This is a genomic window from Cognatiyoonia sp. IB215446 (assembly GCF_033963825.1).
Taxonomy (GTDB): Bacteria; Pseudomonadota; Alphaproteobacteria; order Rhodobacterales; family Rhodobacteraceae; genus Yoonia.
The window spans coordinates 1-21,370 of record NZ_JAXBMD010000014.1; the positions used below are offsets into that span (position 1 = coordinate 1).

20 protein-coding genes and 1 riboswitch are annotated in these 21,370 nt (G+C 54.7%); of the genes, 6 read left to right on the forward strand and 14 right to left on the reverse strand.

Annotated features, from left to right (window positions below):
• Nucleotides 1–527 precede the first annotated feature (527 nt).
• Nucleotides 528–1,433 carry a DMT family transporter gene (locus SLH49_RS22085; RefSeq protein ID WP_320271311.1) on the forward strand — a complete coding sequence of 302 codons (906 nt, stop codon included), beginning with the start codon at nucleotides 528–530 and terminating at the stop codon, nucleotides 1,431–1,433.
• 292 nt (nucleotides 1,434–1,725) lie between these two features.
• Here the strand turns inward: SLH49_RS22085 and SLH49_RS22090 are convergent, their stop codons facing one another.
• On the reverse strand, nucleotides 1,726–2,127 hold the full coding sequence (locus tag SLH49_RS22090; RefSeq protein ID WP_320271312.1) for a YbaN family protein: 402 nt from the start codon (nucleotides 2,125–2,127) through the stop codon (nucleotides 1,726–1,728).
• Nucleotides 2,128–2,348: 221 nt separating this feature from the next.
• Between SLH49_RS22090 and SLH49_RS22095 the strand changes: the two genes are divergently transcribed.
• Nucleotides 2,349–3,020, forward strand: coding sequence for an NnrU family protein (locus SLH49_RS22095; RefSeq protein WP_320271313.1), 672 nt, complete (start codon nucleotides 2,349–2,351; stop codon nucleotides 3,018–3,020).
• Nucleotides 3,021–3,071: 51 nt separating this feature from the next.
• On the opposite strand, the gene SLH49_RS22100 is transcribed toward SLH49_RS22095, so the two are convergent.
• The 5 genes from SLH49_RS22100 to SLH49_RS22120 form a co-directional block, all read right to left on the reverse strand.
• The gene (locus tag SLH49_RS22100) at nucleotides 3,072–4,010 is read right to left on the reverse strand and encodes an alpha/beta hydrolase (RefSeq protein ID WP_320271314.1); all 939 of its coding nucleotides are present in this window, start codon (nucleotides 4,008–4,010) and stop codon (nucleotides 3,072–3,074) included.
• Nucleotides 3,993–4,199: riboswitch (cobalamin riboswitch) on the reverse strand. Its footprint overlaps the gene before it by 18 nt.
• 152 nt (nucleotides 4,200–4,351) lie before the next feature.
• Nucleotides 4,352–5,614 (reverse strand): imelysin family protein, encoded by a 1,263-nt coding sequence (locus SLH49_RS22105; RefSeq protein WP_320271315.1) that lies wholly within the window; start codon nucleotides 5,612–5,614, stop codon nucleotides 4,352–4,354.
• 14 nt (nucleotides 5,615–5,628) lie between these two features.
• On the reverse strand, nucleotides 5,629–6,108 hold the full coding sequence (locus tag SLH49_RS22110; protein ID WP_320242210.1) for a hypothetical protein: 480 nt from the start codon (nucleotides 6,106–6,108) through the stop codon (nucleotides 5,629–5,631).
• Nucleotides 6,105–6,272, reverse strand: coding sequence for a hemin uptake protein HemP (gene hemP / locus SLH49_RS22115; RefSeq protein ID WP_320242213.1), 168 nt, complete (start codon nucleotides 6,270–6,272; stop codon nucleotides 6,105–6,107). Before hemP ends, SLH49_RS22110 begins: the two co-directional genes overlap by 4 nt.
• Nucleotides 6,272–6,436: a hypothetical protein gene (locus SLH49_RS22120; protein ID WP_320271316.1), complete on the reverse strand. Its 165-nt coding sequence runs from the start codon at nucleotides 6,434–6,436 to the stop codon at nucleotides 6,272–6,274. The genes hemP and SLH49_RS22120 overlap by 1 nt, the downstream gene beginning before the upstream one ends.
• Before the next feature lie 195 nt (nucleotides 6,437–6,631).
• On the opposite strand from SLH49_RS22120, the gene SLH49_RS22125 reads away from it, so the two are divergent.
• Nucleotides 6,632–7,657, forward strand: coding sequence for an extracellular solute-binding protein (locus tag SLH49_RS22125; RefSeq protein ID WP_320271317.1), 1,026 nt, complete (start codon nucleotides 6,632–6,634; stop codon nucleotides 7,655–7,657).
• Between the two features lie 54 nt (nucleotides 7,658–7,711).
• Here the strand turns inward: SLH49_RS22125 and SLH49_RS22130 are convergent, their stop codons facing one another.
• Together SLH49_RS22130 and SLH49_RS22135 are read right to left on the reverse strand one after the other, a co-directional pair.
• Nucleotides 7,712–9,913, reverse strand: a complete 2,202-nt coding sequence (locus SLH49_RS22130) for a TonB-dependent receptor (RefSeq protein WP_320271318.1) — start codon at nucleotides 9,911–9,913, stop codon at nucleotides 7,712–7,714.
• A 194-nt stretch (nucleotides 9,914–10,107) separates the two neighbouring features.
• On the reverse strand, nucleotides 10,108–11,076 hold the full coding sequence (locus tag SLH49_RS22135) for an ABC transporter substrate-binding protein (protein WP_320271319.1): 969 nt from the start codon (nucleotides 11,074–11,076) through the stop codon (nucleotides 10,108–10,110).
• A gap of 241 nt (nucleotides 11,077–11,317) precedes the next feature.
• On the opposite strand from SLH49_RS22135, the gene SLH49_RS22140 reads away from it, so the two are divergent.
• The gene (locus SLH49_RS22140; RefSeq protein ID WP_320271320.1) at nucleotides 11,318–13,054 is read left to right on the forward strand and encodes an extracellular solute-binding protein; all 1,737 of its coding nucleotides are present in this window, start codon (nucleotides 11,318–11,320) and stop codon (nucleotides 13,052–13,054) included.
• 164 nt (nucleotides 13,055–13,218) lie between these two features.
• Here the strand turns inward: SLH49_RS22140 and SLH49_RS22145 are convergent, their stop codons facing one another.
• From SLH49_RS22145 to SLH49_RS22155, 3 genes are all read right to left on the reverse strand, one after another.
• Complete coding sequence (locus tag SLH49_RS22145) at nucleotides 13,219–13,824, reverse strand: hypothetical protein (protein WP_320271321.1); 606 nt, start codon at nucleotides 13,822–13,824, stop codon at nucleotides 13,219–13,221.
• A gap of 302 nt (nucleotides 13,825–14,126) precedes the next feature.
• Nucleotides 14,127–15,233 (reverse strand): SufD family Fe-S cluster assembly protein, encoded by a 1,107-nt coding sequence (locus SLH49_RS22150; RefSeq protein ID WP_320271322.1) that lies wholly within the window; start codon nucleotides 15,231–15,233, stop codon nucleotides 14,127–14,129.
• Nucleotides 15,234–15,264: 31 nt separating this feature from the next.
• Nucleotides 15,265–15,975 (reverse strand): ABC transporter ATP-binding protein, encoded by a 711-nt coding sequence (locus SLH49_RS22155; protein ID WP_320271323.1) that lies wholly within the window; start codon nucleotides 15,973–15,975, stop codon nucleotides 15,265–15,267.
• Between the two features lie 130 nt (nucleotides 15,976–16,105).
• On the opposite strand from SLH49_RS22155, the gene tmpT reads away from it, so the two are divergent.
• Nucleotides 16,106–16,750, forward strand: a complete 645-nt coding sequence (tmpT, locus tag SLH49_RS22160) for a thiopurine S-methyltransferase (RefSeq protein ID WP_320271324.1) — start codon at nucleotides 16,106–16,108, stop codon at nucleotides 16,748–16,750.
• Nucleotides 16,751–16,839: 89 nt separating this feature from the next.
• Here tmpT and SLH49_RS22165 read toward each other — a convergent pair whose 3' ends face one another.
• Nucleotides 16,840–17,325: a pseudoazurin gene (locus SLH49_RS22165; RefSeq protein WP_320271325.1), complete on the reverse strand. Its 486-nt coding sequence runs from the start codon at nucleotides 17,323–17,325 to the stop codon at nucleotides 16,840–16,842.
• Nucleotides 17,326–17,439: 114 nt separating this feature from the next.
• Here SLH49_RS22165 and SLH49_RS22170 point away from each other — a divergent pair, with 114 nt between their 5' ends.
• On the forward strand, nucleotides 17,440–18,042 hold the full coding sequence (locus tag SLH49_RS22170; protein ID WP_320271326.1) for a tetratricopeptide repeat protein: 603 nt from the start codon (nucleotides 17,440–17,442) through the stop codon (nucleotides 18,040–18,042).
• On the opposite strand, the gene SLH49_RS22175 is transcribed toward SLH49_RS22170, so the two are convergent.
• Nucleotides 18,039–18,815 carry a hypothetical protein gene (locus tag SLH49_RS22175; RefSeq protein WP_320271327.1) on the reverse strand — a complete coding sequence of 259 codons (777 nt, stop codon included), beginning with the start codon at nucleotides 18,813–18,815 and terminating at the stop codon, nucleotides 18,039–18,041. The genes SLH49_RS22170 and SLH49_RS22175 overlap by 4 nt on opposite strands.
• A gap of 275 nt (nucleotides 18,816–19,090) precedes the next feature.
• Nucleotides 19,091–21,196, reverse strand: coding sequence for a TonB-dependent receptor domain-containing protein (locus SLH49_RS22180; protein WP_320271328.1), 2,106 nt, complete (start codon nucleotides 21,194–21,196; stop codon nucleotides 19,091–19,093).
• Between the last annotated feature and the right edge of the window lie 174 nt (nucleotides 21,197–21,370).

Below are 21,370 nucleotides of genomic sequence, written 5' to 3' on the forward strand. Positions count from 1 at the left end.
AAATGCGATTATCGATGCGATGCATCTGGCGGTCTTTTGGCTGATAAATGCAAAAGGGTGAAGTCTGAATCTTTGCTCTGCCAAATAGCGGCACACACTTTTTTGAGTGCTCACTGATGAGGGTAGGTCGTAAAAGTCTGAGGGTTTGCTTTGCTGTTGCGTGTCGATAACAGCACATCTGCCACTCGCCACGCCATGCAGAACCAAGAAATCGATTAACATGGCGTGTTGCGATATATGTCTTAACCTGCGGTCGACTCCGGTAGGGGCACGTGCGTAATATAAGGGGCCCACTGAGCGCTTCATCGCATCGTTTTGCACGGCAGATGCCAGATTTTACGTCTCACATAGGTGGTACGATAGAAGTCTCAGATCCGGGTCTTATTCGTACACCTGCCGTTGCAGCAAAGGTGATAGAGGCGCATGATGCGCGACAAAGGACCCTTCTGCTGCATCTGCCCTGATGGCGACTTCGACAAAAGAGAGCAGGCATGACACTACCATAATTTGGCCTACAATGCCTGGATATGGAGCCGAACCGAAGTCCGCTACCTTATCTGGTCGCCATATCGCTTATGTGGGGAAGCGCTTACCTTTTCCTGAAGATTTCGAGTGCCGACATACCGCCGCTCTTACTCGCAGCCCTGCGCGCCGGTATCGCCATCCCTATACTACTCGTAGTCTGTGTTACATTGCGACAGTTCGCGATAGATCGGCTCGTGTTGCGAGACATGCTTGTCATCGGAACTCTAAACGGATGGCTTCCCAATTGTTTGGCAGCGTTGGCAATAACGTCGATTTCGAGCGCAGAGGCCGGGGTTCTGCAAGCGACCACCCCCATCATTACCGGATTGCTTGCTGCCGCGCTCCTGCGCGATGAAAGCCTGTCGGTTAGAACCGTCCTTTGTCTCGTCGGCGGGTTTTTGGGCGTCGTTCTTGTTATTGCCTCATCTGGCAGCGCGGAGAAGACGGGAACCCTCATAGGTTATCTCCTGATGATCGGTGTCGCTTTCAGCTTCGGAGCGGGGGCTGTCTATGCACGATGGGCAAAACCAAAAGCGCCTGCCTTGATCGCTTCAGGCCAATTGGTCGTTGCTGCTGGAGTGGCTCTATTTGCAAGCTACCTTACTGGTGAGTCGTGGCAGCTTGATTGGAGCAATGACCTCTTCTTCTCTGTAACCATGCTTGGCGCTTTCAGCACCGCACTTCCTGCCGTCCTCTTCCTTGTGGTGATTTCGCGCTATAAAGCTGTCAAGGTCGGCGCGGCTTCGTTCCTTCAACCAATCTGGGCAATTGCCCTGGGTGCTCTCTTTCTTTCGGAACGGATATCCGGCCTGCAACTCTTGGGGTCATTGATCATCGTCTTTTCTGTGCTTCTGATCACGACGCAGTTCCACAGCATGCGTCAAACGCACCCGAAGCGTGGGACGTGAGTGCCCTGCAAAGACACCTTGCGAGAAAAGATCGAGCTTTCGCTCCACTGCAGCAACTCGGTGACTGTGGTCTTAAGTGAGATTTTGCTCCGCGATGCGCCAACGGCGCCTTATGATACGATCCTGCCCCCTACGGGAACAGAGCCCGATCTGGCTTTTCCAGTTTGAACGAAGATGAAGCACCGCTCAATTGTCTTTAGCGAGATGGGCGCGGAAAAGCGGAACGCGCGCACGTTTCGAAGCGACACCTAGGCATGAACTGAAGTGAGATCGGCAGCAATCCTATCCCAAACTACTTGCGCGGGATGCCATCGCTCGCCCGCGTGAGGATGTATGCGCTCGTGCCTGCCATACAAATGATCTGAACAAACAGAACCATCGACGACACACCGGCGACGATGCTGAGAAGTAGAGCCGCTACCATCATCACATGGGCGATTAGTTTATAGCGCGGTGCAATGGATCCATATGCGCGCCAATCGGTGATCATGGGTCCAAAGATACGGTTTCGTTCCAAGGCGTGGGCCAACCGGGGTGAGCCTTTGGCGAAACAGAATGCACCAAGGATCATAAATGGTGTGGTCGGCAAAAGGGGGAGCACAACGCCCACAGCACCTATTGCGACAGAAACAACACCTGCCACTGTCCAAAACGGGCGACCTGCCAAGCGCAGGAGCGACTTGATCAGTGTCATGGTGCCCGCCTTTGTGAAGGTGCACTACACCGGGCAGAAAACAATTGCCGTGGGCGCTTTTGGTACTTGCTCACGATGTCCGAACCCTTTGAAGTAATTAAGCGCAAGACCAGCAAGTCGATCATGCTGAAATACGATACAGGACATAGGTTGATGATCGTAACGGAAACGTTTTGCAGTGTCTTATACGCCTTATCGCTGGCGAAGCGAGGGCGATAAACATGGCATGGGCTGGTTTTATCGTGGCTTTCATCGCCTTTTTTGTCACGCATTCTTTGCCTGTCAGGCCACCCTTGCGACCCATTCTGGTGCGGGCGCTTGGCCCGCGTGGGTTCGGTTTGGCCTACGGGGCATTGTCATTGGGTGCCTTGACATGGTTGATCATTGCCGCGGGACAGGCACCCTTTGTCCCCCTTTGGTCTTGGGCGCCTTGGCAAAATGGTGTTGCACTGATCCTGATGGGACTGTCTTGCATCATCTTCAGCCTGGGGCTTGGACGCCCAAATCCGTTTTCCTTTGGCGGCGCGCAAAATTACCTATTCGACCCACAGCGACCGGGCATTGTGCGCCTGACACGCCATCCTCTGCTGACAGCACTTGCAGTGTGGGCGCTGGCCCATCTGATCCCGAATGGTGATCTGGCGCATGTGATCCTGTTTGGTGTCTTCGCAGGTTTTGCCAGCTTTGGTGGGCTGCTTGTTGATCGCCGCAAACGCCGCGAGATGGGGCAGGGGTGGCAGATGCTCAAAGATGACATGGGCCGTCAGGCTCATGCGGTTGCTTTCATGTCAGCACCGGTCAGCGATGCTTTGCGCATCGTTGTTGCTGGTTTTGTTTATGTGGGGCTGCTGTGGCTCCACCCACGCGTGATCGGCGTCAATCCGATTATTTGACCTAACCTTTGTGCAAGCCAGCACGTCTCAGTGACCAGTACGCGGACTCTGTCAATCAGTTGTCCCGTTTTCCGAAATGAAATCGACGATGCTGGGCAGCACCATATCGTGCAGCGGTAGCGTGGGGTCGTAGTAGTCGGCGAGAGGATCCCCAGGGACCGCCTCTTTCAGCATATGGGTCCCGCCAGGCAGGTTTACGCGCCGCGCCTGCTGCATCGCACCTTTGAGCAGGTTCGCATCATCCAGGCTGACTTGCACGTCTGCATCACCTTGCATGATCAGCGCGGGACCATTCCAGTCTGCGGCGATAGCAGTAGGATCGTAGGAAAAGAGATCAATCATATAGCGCTGGAGGCTGGGTGAAAAAAGCGACTGCAAGACCGGCGATATGTCGGTTGGATCGCGGCCTGTGCCAGCTTCCAGGTCGGTCACGATAGACCTGATTTCCGGCATGATTGGCGCATTGGCCGGATTGGCTTCAAACTGCGCGATCATCAACTGCCCGACAGGTCGCCCGGGTGTTGCAAGAAGGATCAGACCGCAAAGGCTGGCAGGCGGGTCCTTTGCCGCTACCAAGGCCACCAGCCCGCCTTCGGAATGTCCGGCAATCCAGACGCATGGCGCAATCTGGGAAGCACGGTTCACCCAGCCGCGCAAATCATCGGCATAGGCCGCAATGGTGACATCGTTTGGATCAGCGATGGCCGCCTCGCTGCCAAAGAAACCGCGCTTATCGATGCGCAATGATGCGATACCATGCACCGCCAACCCTTCGGCGAGTAGCTTGTAGGTATCAGTGGCGAGCCCGGACTGGGGAGAATTCCCATCGCGGTCGGTCGGCCCTGATCCCGGTACAATCACCACAGCATGCGCTGCACCTTCCGGTGCGATCTGCTCTGCCTCCAGCGGCCCTGGCGGTCCGGGAATCTGGACTGCCTCCGCCATTGCGGAGGCGGGAAGAAAGAGCAGAAGAAGATATCGCAATCGCATGGCGGTTTCCTTGCTCGCGGGTCATAGCTTTGCCAGGCCTTCGTTACTGGCGCTCTGGTGCGTCATTGGTCATTCCGGCTTCGCTCACCGCTTGCAGTTGCGGGGACAGCCGCAGATTTAGATCTTGAGTGCTCACTGCGTTCTCTTTTCATCCGACGCACTTGATGCGCCAGAACCGAAGTAAATTTTGGATAATTTTAGCGATGGTAATGTCAAGTAGCGGCGCACGCATTCACCCAAAGCTTTTTGAAGAAGATGCAACGACCAAATACCAACTTGCTCAAAAGAGAAGGGGCGGTGCCACCAAAGCACCGCCCCGGTTTTCGAGCTTTTTAGGTCAGTTATTGAAAAACGGCTTCTGGATTATCGAGGCTGTCCGATCCTTCGATTTCGATCCCATCGGCGCCCAGAACGGCGATGACGCGTTCGATGGACCGCGTTTGGTCGATCAGCCCGTTCACGCCGCCCATGATCAAAGCTTCGCCGGCATCATTGCCACGCGCAAGCATCATATCATAGGTAAAGCCCGCCTCGGCCGCAGTTTTGATGCGGCCCAGGGCCATCACGGCATCGGACAATTTCGCTTTCATTTCCATATCCAGCGCAGGATCGGCTTCGGCCACCAGATCGGAAAGCGATGGTCCGCTTACCACGGTGCCGTCGATGCCCGTATAACTGCCAAGATAGACAGACTGGATGCCCACACCATTGTAGAAGTGATCATTATGCGTGTTGTCGGCAAAGCAAGAATGCTCTTCCTCGGGATCGTTGAGCATCACGCCAAGGCGCATCCGCTCACCAGCAGTTTCGCCGTAAGAAAGCGAGCCCATACCGGTTAGCATTGCAGCAATGCCTGCATCAGCGTCGGCCATCAATTCAGCGCGGGCCGCACCACCATCAGTCCATTGCGCGGCCATCCATTCCAAATCTGAGATCAGGAGGTCGGTTGCCGCCACCAGATATTCCGCGCGGCGGTCGCAATTGCCGTTCGTGCAAGCATCGCCCTGCGCATAGTCTGTCCAGGGGCGGTTGCCTGCGCCCGCCCCGTGCCCGTTGAGGTCCTGCCCCCACAGAAGGAACTCAATCGCGTGGTATCCGGTGGCGACATTCGCCTCCACCCCGTCCGCCTCTTGGAGTGTGTCTTCCAAAAGTGCGGGCGTGATAGTGGATGCATCCACAGTCTCACCAGACAGCGTGAAAGACGCATTGGCGATCACATTCAGCGTCGCTGCGGCGTTCTCATCCGTTGGACCACCGTAAGAGGCATCTACGTAATCGATCAGCCCTTCATCGAGTGGCCACGCGTTCACCTTGCCTTCCCAATCATCGACGATGGCATTGCCGAAGCGGAAAACCTCAGTCTGCTGGTAAGGAACGCGGGCGGCAAGCCAAGCTTCCTTCGCGGCCTCCAGGTGCTCCGCCGACGGATCGGCAACAAGCGCGTTGATCGCAGTTTGCAGCACTTTCGCAGATGTTAAGCTGTCAGTATATTTTGCGGCCGCCATATCGGCATAAGTGTCGAGGACGTCCGTTTTTTCGACCGCCAGAGCAGGCGTCGCAAGTGCCAGACAGAGTGCCGTTGACGCGAGATACGTGGATTTCATGAGGTTTTTCCCTGTTAGTGAAGTACTGGTTGATGAATTGGCTTCTTCGCGACCGCTTTGGGCGCGGCGAGGTTCATTTGTTTGAGCGCGAGGCCGAAATCCGCGGCTAGGCTGGTCAGGGCAGGGGCCATGTCGGGACGGACCAGCAGCATAGCGATCATCATGGCATCTTCACGCTCTCCGTCTGCGGCGCTCGCCACGAAATGGGCAAAGCTGGCCTCATCGGCACCAACACAGCGGCAATTTAACCCATGGCGGCAAAGCGGGCGGCGTCCGTGCCGAACACACATGCTGCAAAGCTCTGCAAAGGCGGCAACCGCATTGTGCCCGCGTCCTCTTCCCAGCGTGTTGATCAGGTCATTCATGACGTTCGTTTGCGTCTCTGGACCTTCGCACCACATGCGCAGGTAGATAACAGCAGCGGCTGTCAGCCCGTCAAAATCATCAATAACAGCAACAGTGGCCGCGCCACGATGTGCAAGGGACGCATTCATTTTGTCAGGATCAACTTGCCCGCGCGTGTGATACGCAAGACATAGACTTGATCGTCCAGCACGATATTGGCCTGGCCTTCATCACTGACCATATCGCGCGCATCAAAGCAGGGCAGATGTTGGGTAGGTTGCGTCGGTTGCGGCATCATCTTTGGCATACCCATCACAGCCGCCCCTCACGTCCGGCGCAGCGGTCAAGCATCCATTCCAGCTGCAATCCCGCACGGCTGCCATCGTGTTGCAACGCTTCGAGGAGCTCGGCCTTGGTCGGCACCGAGAGCTGGTCGTCCTGTTTGGTCGTTTTCGAGCTGTCCAATGGTTTGGGCATGACGAGAAGTCCTTTCATCGGGTGATTTGTCGGGCTTCCCCTGCTGCGAACACGGGTGGCTGGAAGATGAGTCCAAACCTGAGTGATTTTGTCACCCATGTCAATCTGACAATTTCGCTCAGGAATCTGGACATTGGCTTGAAACATGGTAAATGCAATTCCTGAGTAAAACGCTCATAAAACAGGGATTGGATCATGACACAGACCACCAAAGCACTTCTTATCGGCGCAACCGCGCTGACGGCGATCGCATCCTCGGCCTATGCCGAGGGTGAACTGAACCTTTATTCATCGCGTCATTACGACACTGATGAGCGGCTCTATTCCGACTTCACCGATATGACCGGCATCACGATCAACCGGATTGAAGGCAATGCGGATGAGCTAATTGCACGTATGGAAGCGGAAGGTGCAAACTCGCCCGCCGATATCCTGCTGACGGTCGATACATCCCGCTTGGAGCGCGCGAAGGAGGCCGGTGTGCTGCAATCCATCGACAGTGCGGTGCTTGAGACACGCATTCCCGAAGCGCTGCAGGATGATGACAACCAGTGGTTCGGCTTTAGCCAGCGTGCGCGCATTATCTTCTATGACAAGGCCGACGTGACCGACCCGCCCATGTCTTATGTCGATCTGGCCGATCCGGCTTATGAAGGCATGGTTTGCCACCGGTCCTCCACCAACGTGTATTCGCAGACCCTCGTTTCGGCAATTATCGAGAATTACGGCACGGAAGCGGCGACATCCTGGGCCGAAGGGTTCGTCAACAATTTTGCCCGTGATCCACAAGGTGGTGACACCGATCAGCTGCGTGGTCTGGTGTCGGGTGAATGCGATATCTCAATCTCGAACACCTATTACTTCGCCCGCGCGCTGCGGAAGGACGTTGATGGCCTGAATGCCGAAGCACTCGACAATATCGGCTGGGTATTCCCCGCGCAGAATGCTGAGGGCGCGCATATGAACCTGTCGGGCGGCGGTGTAGCTGCCAACGCACCAAACCGCGACAATGCAATTGCTTTCCTTGAATACCTCGCCTCCGACCAGGCGCAGGAATACTTCAGCGCGGGCAATGACGAATATCCGGCAGTTGCTGGTGTGGGCCTTTCGCCCTCAGTCGCCGCCCTTGGTCTCTTCCGCCCAGATGCGGTAGACCTGTCCGAAGTTGCCAAAAACGTCCCAGAAGCACAGGCCATCTTTAATCAGGTCGGCTGGGAATAAAGAGCCACGTTTTGAAAAATGAGAGGGCGCAGGGAAAGCTGCGCCCTACTTTATTCAGAATGTGTAGGCGTAGTTGATGACCAATTCACGCCCCGGACCAGCGAAACGGCGGTCAGCGGTTGCCAGAAAACGTGACTGACTTTCCAATGGGATATACTCTTCGTTCAGCACATTTGTAACTTGCATCGACAACTCGCCACCATTGTCGAACGCAAAGGTGGCGCCGACATCCGCGGTCACGTAGCCCTCGGCCCGGTAGTTATCAACGCCGTCGTCAAATGCAGCGTCACGGTCGCCGAGGTAGAAGACGCTGCCATTCAGGTTCAGCCGTTGTGTCGCTTGCCAATCGGCCTGCAATGTCACCTTCAACGGCAAGACAGTCAGGCTTGAAAGGGGTTCAAAGTTCCCATCGTCATCGGTGTCATTTTCGCCTTCGTTCCATGATACACCAATGCCTGCGTTGATCGTGTCAGTGAAGGCGCGTTGTGCTTCGAATTCGAAACCGTAATTGCGCTGTGGCGCGCGCTCAATACGGCCGCCGCCGGTTGCAGGATCGACGGTTGGTGATGATCCAAGTTCAGACTCGGCGTAGAATGCGGCAAGAGAGTAGTCGGTTGCACCAACGAAACCGCGAACGCCAACTTCGTAACTATCGACAACAATTGGCTCAAGTAGCCCGCTTCCTTCAAGCGAGACGCCCGGGTCAACACTGCCTGCGGCGAAGTTAATCTGTGGCAGAGAAAACCCTTGGGCGAAGCTCGCAAAGAGGGTCGTGCTGTCGTTAAGATCGAAGATTGTACCGATGTTATAGGAGAAACCATCCGCATCGCCCGAACCACCTGGCCGCAACCCCGGATCACGCGCAAAGACAGGGGAGGCCGGGCCAACATCATATTCGAAACTGTCGTAGCGGACACCACCAGTGATCGTCGTCCGCTCTGTCACGTCCCATGTGGTTTGCACAAACAAACCAAAGGACTCCAAATCAACCGGGGGTGCTTGCGGGCCGGAGTCGGATGCATCGTAGACCCCCGTTGCATCAAAAACATCCGGGTCCGATATGCCCACGATGAATTCGTTTGTTTCGTCGCGGTAGTCGGCGCCGATATTGACCGAAACATTACTGCTGACGTCAAACGCGTAATCCGCACGCAAACCGAATGCTTCGTCATCACCATTCGTTTGGAAAAGTCCCGGCCAGATATCCGGCAAGGTACCCCCTTGTGCTTCTTGTCGCTCACGAATGTCGGAACCGATCTGTGTGATTTCTTCACTTGAATAATACAGCTGCAGCCGAAAGTCCCCACCGGCGAGATCATTGTTGCGATAGCTCAATGCGGTATAGATACCTTCCTGCTGTGGCTCGTCCTCGTAGTCTTGCGGCTGAAAGAGGGCCACGGCCGTAGGATCTGATCCCTCAGAGGCGGTGTTCGTGAAATCTGTTGCGCGCGCCACCGCGCGACCGTAGCTCAGGAAACCTTCGACTGACTGCGCGCCATCAATATCGTAGGTGAGTTTGCCAAAGACGCTGGCATCATCAAAATCATCCAGACGTGTTGGCGCAATGCGCTGGCCATCGGGTTGGAAATGTGCCCCATGGCGTTCGAGGCTGACGACCCCAACATAACCTAAATTGTCGATACGACCCGACGTCTCTACACCCAACCGGTAGCTTAGGCTGTCTTCGTCGAATGCACTGTCGTCTGCCAGCGATGATGTGACGCCGGTCGTAATCCTCGTCTGCGGCTCGTCTGTCGGATCTTTTGTGAAGAACTGTATCACTCCGCCAGATGCACCACGCCCGTAAAGAGCGGTCGGGCCGTACAACACCTCGATATTGTCGATAATACTCTGGTCAAAGTATTGAAATTGCACGCCGAAACTAGACGTGATCGGGATACTATCAATCAGAAACAGTGGGTCGCGCCCACGCAAAAACAGCCCGCGGGTTGCGTTCTGAAAAACCGGCGTACCAAAGCCCGGAATAATCTGCGGGAGTGTCTGCGAAAAATTGGTGCTGGTCTTCGCCGCATCTTCAAGCTCTTCAGTGTCGATGTTTTTGACAGCGCGCGGTACGTCTTCGATGGGGGTGCCATCCCGGTCTGATTGAAAAATGATCGTGCCAAGATCAAACGGGGTGCCCTCGTCGATTTCGGGTAGGGTCGATTGCGCGGTCGCGGGTAGCGCGACGGCCAACGCGGCAATACTTGCAGTGACGCGAAGTGATGCGTGAAGTTTGTGACGGGAAACAGACATGGTTTCATCCTTACGGGTCTATCGGATGCCTGCCATGTCGGTGGGTTAACAAAAGGTTAGGACGCTGTTTCTATCTGGCAATGGTCGTATTGCACACATTGTCAGATTATTCATTTATACAATAAAATCAGTGCTATAGAGTTTTGCTTCCATTACACTTCGAGATGGGTGTCAACTGATACGTGAATTGAAAACTATTCTTCAACCAAATCCCGGTTCAGAGCAGGGTTGGATAGTATCGTTCCAATCTGCTCCAGACCTGTCGACAGGCTCCGCCAAGACAAACTGCCAACTTTGAAGATGTGGACAGGATAAATCTGTCCTTCCTGAACAGCGGGCAGAAACTGCGTGACAGGCCATGACATCAAAGTGTCGTGGTTTTCCGAACTGCCATCTGGCTGCATATCTGGCACATAATTGATAATCACGTCCGCAACATGATCGCCCAAGGCCTCGATTGATCGAAACTCGCGCTCGGCACCGATACCTTGTTCGGCAGGACTGCGGCGAATGCCAAGCTCGTCAATGATGACGGGCAGGCCAAAGCTCATCGTGACGGGAAAAAACTGGTCATCCCGATTGACGTGCTGGATAAAAGACACGGTTGTGCGCGCAATATCATCGCTTGCCTCCGCGCGTATCTGGGCTGCTTGTCCGTTGAAAGCGGCCTCAAGGCGCTCCGCCTCATCAGTGCGGTTTACAAGGTCAGCGATGTCGAACAGCACCTCTTTGATCGGACGATTGAAGAGATCCAGGTTTACGGCCGGCGCGATCTCGCCAAATCTGTCAAAACCGTCGTCATTGCCCAAGTAACCCACGATCAGATCGGGGTTTAGCTCGGCCACTTCTTCAACATCGACATCCCTAAAAAAGCCCAAAGGTGCGATTTCGGTCGTGTCATAGTCTTCTGGCAAGAACCATTGGATTGACCCATCCTCTTTGTACCAATTGGCAGAGCCGACAGGTGTGACGCCAAGCTCCATGATGGGGTAGGCAAGGTTCATACTGTGCAGCGTGACGATACGTTGGGGTGTGTCTGGCACGCAGGTGACGCCCATCCGATGCTCAAACGGGCGAAAGCCGGTTTCGCAGTCCAATGCTGCCAGTGGCGTAGCCGCCGATATGGCCAGAACACCAAGAAAAATAGAGTTGCGGGCGGTCATCTTTCATCCTCTTTGGGAAGTGAATGCTGGCTGACCGGTTGGACGTTGCTGGCGGAGTGAACTTTTGCTGACCGAGAAGCTAAGGTGATCCGCGCCGATGTCGACCCGTTATTTGATGTCGCCGTACAGCGCATTAACTGACCTCATGCGCAAGCGACTTGGAGGTCTCAACATGCAAAGCATCAGCACCCCAATCGTTCGATTTAAGTGGACGCTCTGTGCCAGCTCTCTTGGCCTTTGTATGCTTCTGATGAAGCCTGCGATTGCGGCGGCAGAGATCGCACGCTTTTCGCCGTTTGATACGCAGCGACAGGTTGATGCGTCGTTCACACATTTGGCGCATGTGGCACCGGATGCACCGCAGGGCGGAACGTTGCGCACCGGCAGCACCGTCAACTTTGACAGTACCAACCCGATGAGGTTTCCGGGTCGTTCGCCAAATGCGTTGCGCTACACGTTCGATACGCTTCTTGTGCCGTCAGATTCTGAACCCGGCGCATTTTATGGTCTTCTTGCCAAGGAGATAGAGGTATCCGAAGATTTCACTTCGGCTCGCTTTGTCCTGAACGACAAAGCATATTGGCATGATGGCAGCGCAATTACAGCGCGCGACGTCGCATTCACATTTGAAACCGTAAGGGCACATGGATTGCCCTTTGACAGATCATTGCTGGGCGACATCGTCATTGAAACCGAAGGTGTCGACACCATCATCTTTCAGTATTCAGGCGAGGGATCATGGCAATGGATCAGCGAACTGGGCCAATTCCCAATTCAATCGTCGGCCTATTGGCAGGAACTCGACCCGTCTGAGGCAACGCTGACGCCACCAATGGGCAGCGGACCCTACCAGATGACACGCATCGCCTTTAACGAACAGGTGATCATCCAGCGGGTGCCGGACTATTGGGCGGCGAACCATCCACTTAATCGCGGGCGCTGGAACTTTGATGAAATCGTTGTTGATTATTTCTTTGACAACACCGCGATGATTGAAGCGCTGAAAAAGGGCGATCTGGATGTTTTGCGCGAATGGAATGCAACGTCCTGGCGCGAAAGGTATGCCGGCCCCGCCCTTGATGCGGGGCAATTGGTGCGCACGGCGGTCAGGCGGCAGGATGGCGGATCGCTGACAACCCTGGTCTTCAATCTGCGGCGATCACTGCTGGAGGATGTGCGGGTTCGGGAAGCGATTGCACTCGCCTTGGACACCCAATGGTATGAAGAATTACACGGATCGGTCTTTGAGCTGCCGGGCAGTTTTTACGGTGACAGCAGGCTTGCGGCGAAAGGCGCAGCGGCGGCAGCTGAGCAGGCATTGCTGGCACCCTACATGGCCGATTTGCCCAATGAGATACTCGATCATGGCGGGCCGGATGAAATCCATACCGGTTTGACCGAAAGACAGCGCCTGCAGCGCGCAAACAATCTGTTGGACGCAGCTGGTTTTCCGTTTGAGGGCCGGTACAGGATTGATCCGGACACCGGCGAACAACTTCGGCTGACCTATGTGACCGCGCATCCGACAACCGCGCGGCAACTCGCGCCATTCCAGGATATGCTTGAGCGCGTTGGTGTCACGCTGGAGCTTTCAGTTCATGATTATGTTTCGGGACGGCGTCTTATTCTTGATCACGCATATGACCTGACCTGGTTGAAACTCAGCGCCAACGACCCGCCGGGCACGACAGAGCAAAGGTTTTGGCATAGCAGCCAGTCCGGCGATCAGGGCTATGGCCTGGCAGGGCTGAACCACCCGGCATCTGATATGCTGATCGAAATCATGCTTGGTTCACGAAACGAGGGTGAGATTGTCACTGCAGCACGGGCATTTGATCGGTTTTTGCGGTGGGGGCACTACACGATACCGCTCTGGCATGAGGTGGAAGACTGGTATGTACATGCCTCCGGCCTTGGTTTTCCTGATCCCGGCCGTGTCAGAATGGACCCAGCCGAACGCTGGTTCTGGATCAGGTGACCGGTGATCTTTTGCTGAGACCCGCAACTCTGCGCACGTTTCCTGGCATTCCATGCGATTTCGTTGTCGTACGGTGTGTAGAACCGGATAATTACATGAAACAACAGCCTTCTCGGTCTTCCCGCACGACCTGAAAAATAGTCGTACGGGAAAATGCAGTGCATTCAGTTGGCGTTACCTGCAAAACCACCAACGAGTACACCGTTTCGATCGTGCCCGGCAAAGGCACCAACAATACGGTCTTCCCCAATGGCTCCGTCCAACGCGGCTGTGACGCCATCAAATGTGACCGAGCCATCCAAATCTGTACCGTCAAAGGTGCCATTGATCACAAGGCCATTGTCGGCACCTGCAACGGTGGCACTGCCAGTTGCGAAATCCGTAGTCAGCGTCAGGTTTCCTGCACGCTCAATTTCAGTATTGCCACGCGTCCGCGTAAAATCATACGCCGCATTGTAGCTGACTGAACCCGTGGTAACGGCGTCACCAACACCTGTGCCGGTGCGGAAGCCTGCAACACCCAGGAAATCATTGGTGCCCTCGACACTTCCATAGGAATAGCCAAAGCCAAAACCATTACTGAAAGTCGTATATGTTTTATTGATACCTGCCCCACTGTAGTTCTGATCCGGAATGGTACCATTGGCATTCAAGGTAATAATTGCGGAGGTCGGATTGGGATTTGTATCGGTTCTCGATGACTCAGTGGAGGTACACGCTGCGGTCAAAACGACCAAACCTGACAAAGAAACAGATCGAACGTATGACATTTCACGCCCTTTTCTATCAGTTGTTTCAATTGGATTGATCTAGTAACGCATCGTGTCTTTTTGAAGTCCTTAACAAAAAATACCTTATTAAATACAAAGCCTTGAGCGCATTAACAGGTCGTGACGGCCTCCGACCCATTATGTACTAAAAATGGTCCCACCAATGCGAGCAAATGCTGCGTCAGTAGTCGTTTTATCCGCACTTATAAACCTAGACGAATTTCAAAACAGCGCTGCGTAGTAAGAGGTACGAAAGCGTGGCGACTAAGCCCACACGCATCAGGGACCAAGACACGCACCAACTACATCCCACCCGATTTGGCTTGGGCGATCATTTCAACAACGCGGCGGCGCAATCCGGCGGGAATGGCAGTGTTTTCGAGTGACAGGAAGCCCTGAACGATCAGGTCGCGTGCAGCATCTTCCTCGATCCCTGCCGCCATCAGATAGTTCAGCTTGTCGCTGTCGATCATCCCCACGCTCGCCTCGTGGCTCAGCATCGCACCTTCTGCCTTCGCCTCAAGCGCGGGTACGGCCCGTATCGCGCCGTCATCTGTCAGTTTCAGCCCGTCACAGCCCAGAAACCCGTTGGTCCCCGCCATATTGCCGATGAGATAGGCGTTGTTGATGATGGTCCCGCCGGCCGAGACCATCCGCGCGAGGTCTTCTGACTTTGCACCGGGGCCGTTCAAATGGGTCTCTGTCTCGATTACGCGTTCCGTGCCCGGGGCGGCAAAGATAATAGCCTGACTGACTGCATTTGTGTTCGCGCCCATTATCACCTTGGACCGGCTGAGGTCGTTCGCGACAGGTGCCATCTTGATCGCGGTTGACTGACTGCGCGCGCCTTCATCCATCCGAGTATACCCGTAGGAAACGACATCCATTCCGTCTCCCCAATGCTCAATCGTCACCGAATTGCACGACGCACCCTTGCGCATGTAACACTCACCAATAGAGACATGGCGGCCCTTATGCACACTCGATGGCACAGCAGAGCCTGAGATCATATCGACAGAGGCACCTTCATCAATCACCATAATGTCATGGGTGAACTGGCGCCCTTGCGGGGTTTCCAGCAAGGTAAAGGTCTGCACGGGCAGCGTGACCTGTGCGCCCGGTTTGACCCACACAAAGTGGCCTAAAGGCGCATCGCGCTGTTCAGCAATCAGTGCGATATCCTCATTCGCATCCGGCTCAACAAGACCGAACATCAGGTCCTGCACAAAGTCATAGGTGCGCAGGGCGTCAGCCAATGGCATGACCTCGACACCAGGATCGTTGGACTGGGCAAGCCGTACGGTGCCATCGACCAGCACGGCCGTTGCGGCCCGTTCGGACAAATCCTCAAACCCCACATCATGCAGGATGTCGCGTTCTTCATTGCTCAGATCAGTACGCTGATCCATCGTCATCTCCTTTTGTTGAACGCACCGGTGATCAGGCAGCTGGCACCGTATACCCACCGGTTTGGACATGGGCGAAAAGGGTCTGTGGGTCGCCTGAATGCAGGATGCGCCCGTCTTTGATAATATGCGCCCGATCCGCTTTGACATGGTTCAAGATCAGACCGGTATGGGTGATGACAAGGCCCGAACAGGTGCGACCGTCGCGATCAGGCGCGCGGACCACGCGCGCAATCGCCTCGCCGACGTCAATCACGTGTTCCAGATCAACACCGCTTTCTGGTTCGTCGAACATCAAAAGCCGCGGGTCCTGAAGCATCAGCTTCAGCACCTCCCAGCGTTTGATCTCTCCCCCTGAAAAGCCGACATTCATGTCACGGTCCAAGAAATCGCTCAGATCCAGCGCCTTTGCATGCGCGACCAATTGATCATCAGCGCCAAGCGCCTGTGCAAAGCCATGCAATGAAACGCCATCGATGCTGGGCGGTCTTTGATAGGCCAAGCCGATACCCAGCCGGGCGCGTTCATGCAGATCCAGATCCTGGATCGGGCTGCCATGAAAAAAGATCTCACCGGCGTGTATCGCAAATGGCGGCAAGCCCATGATGGTAGCAAGCAGGCTTGACTTGCCAGAACCATTTGGCCCCAGCAGCACGTGCAACTCTCCCTCAGGCAGTGTCAGATTGACGTTTTCGAGGATTGTCGCGTCGCCGATCCCAACAGTCAGGTCCCGGATTTCCAGCATTGGCACCTCCATTCCTGATAAAAACAGTATACTATAAAATTGACCCATGCGAAATGGGTTTCTGAAGGCGATATCGCATAAACAGCGTGCGCAATTGATAAAGATCAAAGGTTACCTGAGGAGGTGGCAAATGGACCCGGATTTCTGGCATGATAAATGGGAACGGGGCGACATCGGGTTTCATGAAACCCGCGCAAACCCCAGCCTGATTGCGCATTTTCCCAAGGTGGCACCGTCAGCGCCAGCAGTCGTCTTCGTCCCGCTTTGCGGCAAGACGCGTGATATCGCCTGGCTACTGGAACAAGGCTATCAGGTTGTCGGCGCAGAGCTGAGCGAGCGGGCGATCATCGATCTCTTCCACGATCTAGGAATTGCGCCCGAAATCGAGAGATATCGTGCAGTGTCGCGGTTTTCGGGGCCGGATGTGACCATCTTTGTCGGTGATATCTTCGATCTGACACGAGCTAATATTGGCATTGTTGACATTGTCTATGACCGCGCCGCGCTGGTCGCATTGCCATATGCCATGCGGGCAGCCTATGCGCAGCAGGTCGCCGCACTCTCTGGCGAAGCACCGCAGCTGCTATTGTGTTTCGAATACGATCAGCACGTGATGACAGGGCCGCCGTTTTCGGTCGACCAAAATGAAATCAGGCGTGTCTATGGTGAGATATTTGACATTGACAACCTTGGACGAAAACCAATTTCTGGGCCGCTGAAAACCCGGCTTTCGGCATCACGCCTAGCCGATCACACTGCCTGGCATCTGTCGTAAAGCAAAAGTGTCTTTAGCGGGTAGCTTGGCCTGTATTGGCAAACAAACTATCCTGGTTGCGTGCTCGCTGCCGCCTTTGAAAAACCCACCTAAGCCAGGTCCATCCCGTCGACTTCTTCCCAGATTTCATCCCAGACCTGACGCGCGCGTCCACGTTGACGTACGCCTTGTGCCGCTTCGCGGTTGTCCATCATGCCGTCGCCCTGAACGATAATCAGCCCGACCATACCTACAGAGGCGTGCGGCGTGCATTTGTACCCATAAAAACCCGGCACGCTGACTGTGACCTCAATATCGTCATTGATGGCACCTTCCCAGTTCTCTGCTCCATCGGGCATCATCTCAGGAACACTTTCGCTGTTATGCCCGCGGTCAACCGATACGAATTTCACTGTGTCGCCCGGCTGCGCCACAAGGATGCGCGGAATATAGACCTGGCGCGCGCGTGGATTGTCTGGATCCACATTTAACATCTGCACCTCATGCATCACTGGTTCTTGCGCCATAACAGGTCGGCCCAGAAGGGCAGCAGCGCTGGTCGCAATGGCTGCACGGCGAGTAAAATGAAAAGGCATGTCGTCTCCTGTCAAGTATTGCGATGTCAGCGGGCGACAGCTGGCGAGACGGTTTCGGTTATTGTCAGTATGACGAAAATCTCCTAAAGTCGAGCATAATTGTCAGGAATTGATATGCTGCGACGTCTCGCCATTGTTGTGGTCCAATTTATCGCGATTTTCGCGGCAAAAGCGCATGCGGGGTCATGTGTTGGGGCAGGGGAGTACCTGCTCAAACAGTATGCGCAAAATGGCGATCCACAGGCGCAGTTCCAATTGTCCGAAACGCTTTCCGCAGAAGGCTGCCAGCAGGAAGCATTGCACTGGCTGCAACGCGCGGTCGCACAGGACCATGCTGAAGCAGCATTCATCCTTGGGATCCGCTACATCACGGGCACCGGTGTTGCCGAGGATTTATTGCATGGTCTCGACCTAATGGAAAAAGCGGCCAGAATTGGCCATCTCGAAGCACAATTTCAATATGCGATGGTTCTCTTGGACTCATCCGTGTCGCATGATCACCGTGACCAGGCGCTTTACTGGCTGGGGGCCGCTGCTTCACAAGGTGATACGAAAGCGGCGCTCACCCTGGGTCATATCTATGCGACCGGACTTCACGGGATTGAACAGCATGCATGTCAGGCATCGGACTGGTTTGAAGCTGCCATGCTATTGGCGCGGGATGTCAACCTTGATGTCTCCAACCTGATCCCGGATGATCTGCGCTGCGATACCTAAGTTTCAAACAACGGCGAACGCAGGTCCCGTAGCGCAGCCCTTAAGACAACTGCACCCAAAACAGCGGCGACAAGAAGCATGTTCAAGAGCGCAAAAGACCGTCCGACCGGCTCATTTCTTTTTGCGATACCTGAATTCAATAACGTTCCGCCATCTGCGACCACATGGACACCCTGCGATACCAGTTCACCACCCGAAAAAGTAAGCACATGAAAGCGGATGTCATCGCGACCAGTCTCAGGCAGCTTTATCCGCAGATCACCATATCCATTTGTCGGATAAATGCTATGGCCCGCATACATGTGCAAATCTGAGATTTGAAAAAGCTGCGGCACATCGTCAAACGAGCATAGTGTGACTGCGGTCAACGCGTCCCATGGTGTGGTAAAAGGGATCGCGTCAGTGATTGGATGCACCATCATGCCCATCGCCTCCGCATGGGCGGGAGTAGCGTCAATCGTGAAGGAGATTGGCGCAAAAGCCTGATCGCCGAGCGACGCGGTGTCGGCGCGAAAGCTACGTATATCTAACATGCCGCCGTCATCAGACGGGAAATCAGGAAGATAGCCTGTAAGCGGTACAACTATGCCGCCGGGTATCCTGACGAAGACATCGATCGACACATCGCTACGGTTGATAATCATTGTGGCATCAGCGTCGCGCGCGAGAGCGGCCATCGGCAAGAAGCCAAAGAAAAAGACAATAGCTAGGCTCAGGCGTTGCGGGATGGTTGTCTCCACCTTTGGTCGTAATGAAGTATCAATGCGACGCATTGTTACATAATACTAAATCCTGACAAAATTACTATGTTTTTTCATTTACAGGGGCTGAGCGCAGAAAACCCCTTCAAGCAAATGTTGGTAGTGTTTTCCGCCAGCAAATCCGCTGCTGAAAACGATATGCGGCCAACGATTGTCCATTATGCGGAGCAAGGCGTTTGTCGCCTTGAAGTCCGATTGGGAATGAACGCAATTCGGTCTAGTGCGAAATCCAACAAACCTACGAGAGATCTGTTGGATTTCGCGTGATGTCATTTACCGACCGCTTATCAGAATGTCCGTGATACGGTTAGATTGATACTGCGGCCCGCACGCCGGATGTTGGCGCTTTGCAGATGGGTCCGGTAATCCTCATCCGCGACATTTGACACACCCAGACGGACGGTTAGGTCCTCAAAAGCACCCTCATCCGGTGTCCATGCAGCATAGATGTCGTGGATGAACTCGCTTGGTGTTTCGATCAGTGTTGGTGGACCACCCATCCCTACCTGGTTTCGCGACTTACTGTCGTAATACGTGCCGGTCCAGCCAAGTTCCAGATCTGCGGCTGGGAAGCGGGTGCCCAACGACAAAACCAATGTGTCCGCGGGGATGTCGTCTTCGAGATTGGGGTTCAATGCGTCAGGATCGCTTTTGTTCTCCCCATCCAACGCAGTGTAGGCGAGCGATCCAAAGACCCGCTCAGATTCGTAAGCGGCCTCCAGTTCCACTCCTTCGATCTGTGCTTCGTTGATATTGGTAAATGTTGTTTCGCCAGGCCCGCCGGTCACATTGCGGGCGATCAGGTTATCCAGATCGTTGCGGAAGATGACTGCTTTGAAAGAAAGCTGATCCTGACCAAGGATTACATCATCCTGGCTATAGGCCAGGCCCAGTTCAATATTTCTGCTTTCTTCGTTTTCCAGCGTCCCAGCAGATACTTGATCAGGGCTGCCGGGCCCACGGAAAGGGAAAGTGTCGTAAAGCTCATCCACCACGGGAAGCCGTTCTGTATATGAGGCGGAGCTAAAGACCGCGACCGCATCGGTAAGCTGATAATGTACCGCAAGTGTTACGGCACGTCCTTCATCGTCCAGCTTCTCGTCGGTGGGCACCAGATCACCGGGTGTGGTCTCCTGAAAATCGATGCGCGCACCTGCGAGAAGTGTCAGGCTTTCATCCAGGATGAATTCGTTTTGGGCAAAAACGCCAATCGTGTCGGTGGTGCCTTCGGGGTGGAATGAAGCGTTTTCGGCTGATGCACGGGTGCTGACACGATCCTGCGTGCTGATATCAACACCAAAAGTCACGTAGTTTTCGAATGCCGCGCCAACCACTTGGGCCGTGTTTTCGAACCGCAATGCTGTACTCTCATACGCATAGTCGGTGTCAAATGACTCACCAATGTCAGGGTCGCCACGGAAATCTGTAATGTTGTTTTCAGATTTTCCGTAAGAAAGTTGTACAGTTAGGTCGATCAAAGCGTTGTCGAGCGGGGCATAGTTGTATTTTACAAAGGCGGTCGTATCGATCACCTCGCGGTCGACGATGCCAAACGGCACGAGGCTGTCGACGATGTCCAGAACCTGATCATCCGCCTCCCCCTGATAACGGATGTATGCGGCCTCAACCTCGTGCTCCATCGCCTCACCAAAGGAGAATGTGCCTTTGATCAGCGTGTTATACTCAGTGATTTTGGTACCAAGGATATCTTCGCCATCTCCGCTTTCCAAGAAATCGCTGTCGTCATAGATGAAGCCGATCAGACCATCGAACCGCTGATCCGGGGCGAAGGCGAGGAAGGTTGCGGATTCGACGCCGTCGCCATTGCTGCGATATTCCAGTTTCTGATCAACGCCGAATGGATCGCCCGGCTCCAGAAAGTCGGAGGCGTCTTTGGTTTCCAACGAGATGACCCCCGCCAGAGCACCCGCACCATAAAGCGTCGATGATCCCGGTCCGCGTAAAATCTCGACTGATTTGAAAAATTCCGGATCTGTGAACAGTGACCCCTGCCGGTAGGATTCATAGTACTTCTTGACCCCGTCGATCACGGTGACGATGCGGGGTTCATCAGCAGAGGTGCCGCCACCGATCCCGCGGATGTTGAAGCTTTCGCCAAAGCGCGACTCGGACCCCACCGTCGACACACCGGGGCTGCGCTCAAGCACATCGCCGATGGTGCCGGGCTGTACTTCGGCAATATCCTCCTCTTCCAGCACAGAGATGGATTGTGGCGCGTCAATCGCCACTTTTTCGGCACCGGCCCCCAGCACGATCCGGCCGAGCGGTGTGAATGTTTCTGTCGCGTCCTGCGCAAATGCTGGCACCGAAAGTGCCAACGACATCACGACTGAGGCGCGCAGCATGGGACGTTTTGATTGTGTGATACGCATGAGCTTCCCGTTCATTTCTTGCGCGTGCATGCTGGCGGGGAAGCTGGCGGCAGCTGGTAACCTTTTCGGGTTAGGAAGACTGACTAAAAGAGTCAAGTTTGATCTGCGCAGTGCGGTGTTGCGACGCATTCACCTATTGAATTGCGAATAATCACGACCACGGCTCTTAAATAC

Bases quoted from the DNA above. Each gene is read 5' to 3' on its own strand.
- SLH49_RS22155 (WP_320271323.1), bottom strand. From the start codon at position 15,975: ATGCTGGAAATCCGGGACCTGACTGTTGGGATCGGCGACGCGACAATC.
- SLH49_RS22135 (WP_320271319.1), bottom strand. From the start codon at position 11,076: ATGACCGCCCGCAACTCTATTTTTCTTGGTGTTCTGGCCATATCGGCG.
- SLH49_RS22130 (WP_320271318.1), bottom strand. From the start codon at position 9,913: ATGTCTGTTTCCCGTCACAAACTTCACGCATCACTTCGCGTCACTGCA.
- SLH49_RS22180 (WP_320271328.1), bottom strand. From the start codon at position 21,196: ATGCGTATCACACAATCAAAACGTCCCATGCTGCGCGCCTCAGTCGTG.
- SLH49_RS22145 (WP_320271321.1), bottom strand. From the start codon at position 13,824: ATGTCATACGTTCGATCTGTTTCTTTGTCAGGTTTGGTCGTTTTGACC.
- SLH49_RS22175 (WP_320271327.1), bottom strand. From the start codon at position 18,815: ATGCGTCGCATTGATACTTCATTACGACCAAAGGTGGAGACAACCATC.
- tmpT (WP_320271324.1), top strand. From the start codon at position 16,106: ATGGACCCGGATTTCTGGCATGATAAATGGGAACGGGGCGACATCGGG.
- SLH49_RS22150 (WP_320271322.1), bottom strand. From the start codon at position 15,233: ATGGATCAGCGTACTGATCTGAGCAATGAAGAACGCGACATCCTGCAT.
- SLH49_RS22090 (WP_320271312.1), bottom strand. From the start codon at position 2,127: ATGACACTGATCAAGTCGCTCCTGCGCTTGGCAGGTCGCCCGTTTTGG.
- SLH49_RS22085 (WP_320271311.1), top strand. From the start codon at position 528: ATGGAGCCGAACCGAAGTCCGCTACCTTATCTGGTCGCCATATCGCTT.
- SLH49_RS22120 (WP_320271316.1), bottom strand. From the start codon at position 6,436: ATGCCCAAACCATTGGACAGCTCGAAAACGACCAAACAGGACGACCAG.
- SLH49_RS22110 (WP_320242210.1), bottom strand. From the start codon at position 6,108: ATGAATGCGTCCCTTGCACATCGTGGCGCGGCCACTGTTGCTGTTATT.
- hemP (WP_320242213.1), bottom strand. From the start codon at position 6,272: ATGGGTATGCCAAAGATGATGCCGCAACCGACGCAACCTACCCAACAT.
- SLH49_RS22105 (WP_320271315.1), bottom strand. From the start codon at position 5,614: ATGAAATCCACGTATCTCGCGTCAACGGCACTCTGTCTGGCACTTGCG.
- SLH49_RS22140 (WP_320271320.1), top strand. From the start codon at position 11,318: ATGCTTCTGATGAAGCCTGCGATTGCGGCGGCAGAGATCGCACGCTTT.
- SLH49_RS22125 (WP_320271317.1), top strand. From the start codon at position 6,632: ATGACACAGACCACCAAAGCACTTCTTATCGGCGCAACCGCGCTGACG.
- SLH49_RS22165 (WP_320271325.1), bottom strand. From the start codon at position 17,325: ATGCCTTTTCATTTTACTCGCCGTGCAGCCATTGCGACCAGCGCTGCT.
- SLH49_RS22170 (WP_320271326.1), top strand. From the start codon at position 17,440: ATGCTGCGACGTCTCGCCATTGTTGTGGTCCAATTTATCGCGATTTTC.
- SLH49_RS22095 (WP_320271313.1), top strand. From the start codon at position 2,349: ATGGCATGGGCTGGTTTTATCGTGGCTTTCATCGCCTTTTTTGTCACG.
- SLH49_RS22100 (WP_320271314.1), bottom strand. From the start codon at position 4,010: ATGCGATTGCGATATCTTCTTCTGCTCTTTCTTCCCGCCTCCGCAATG.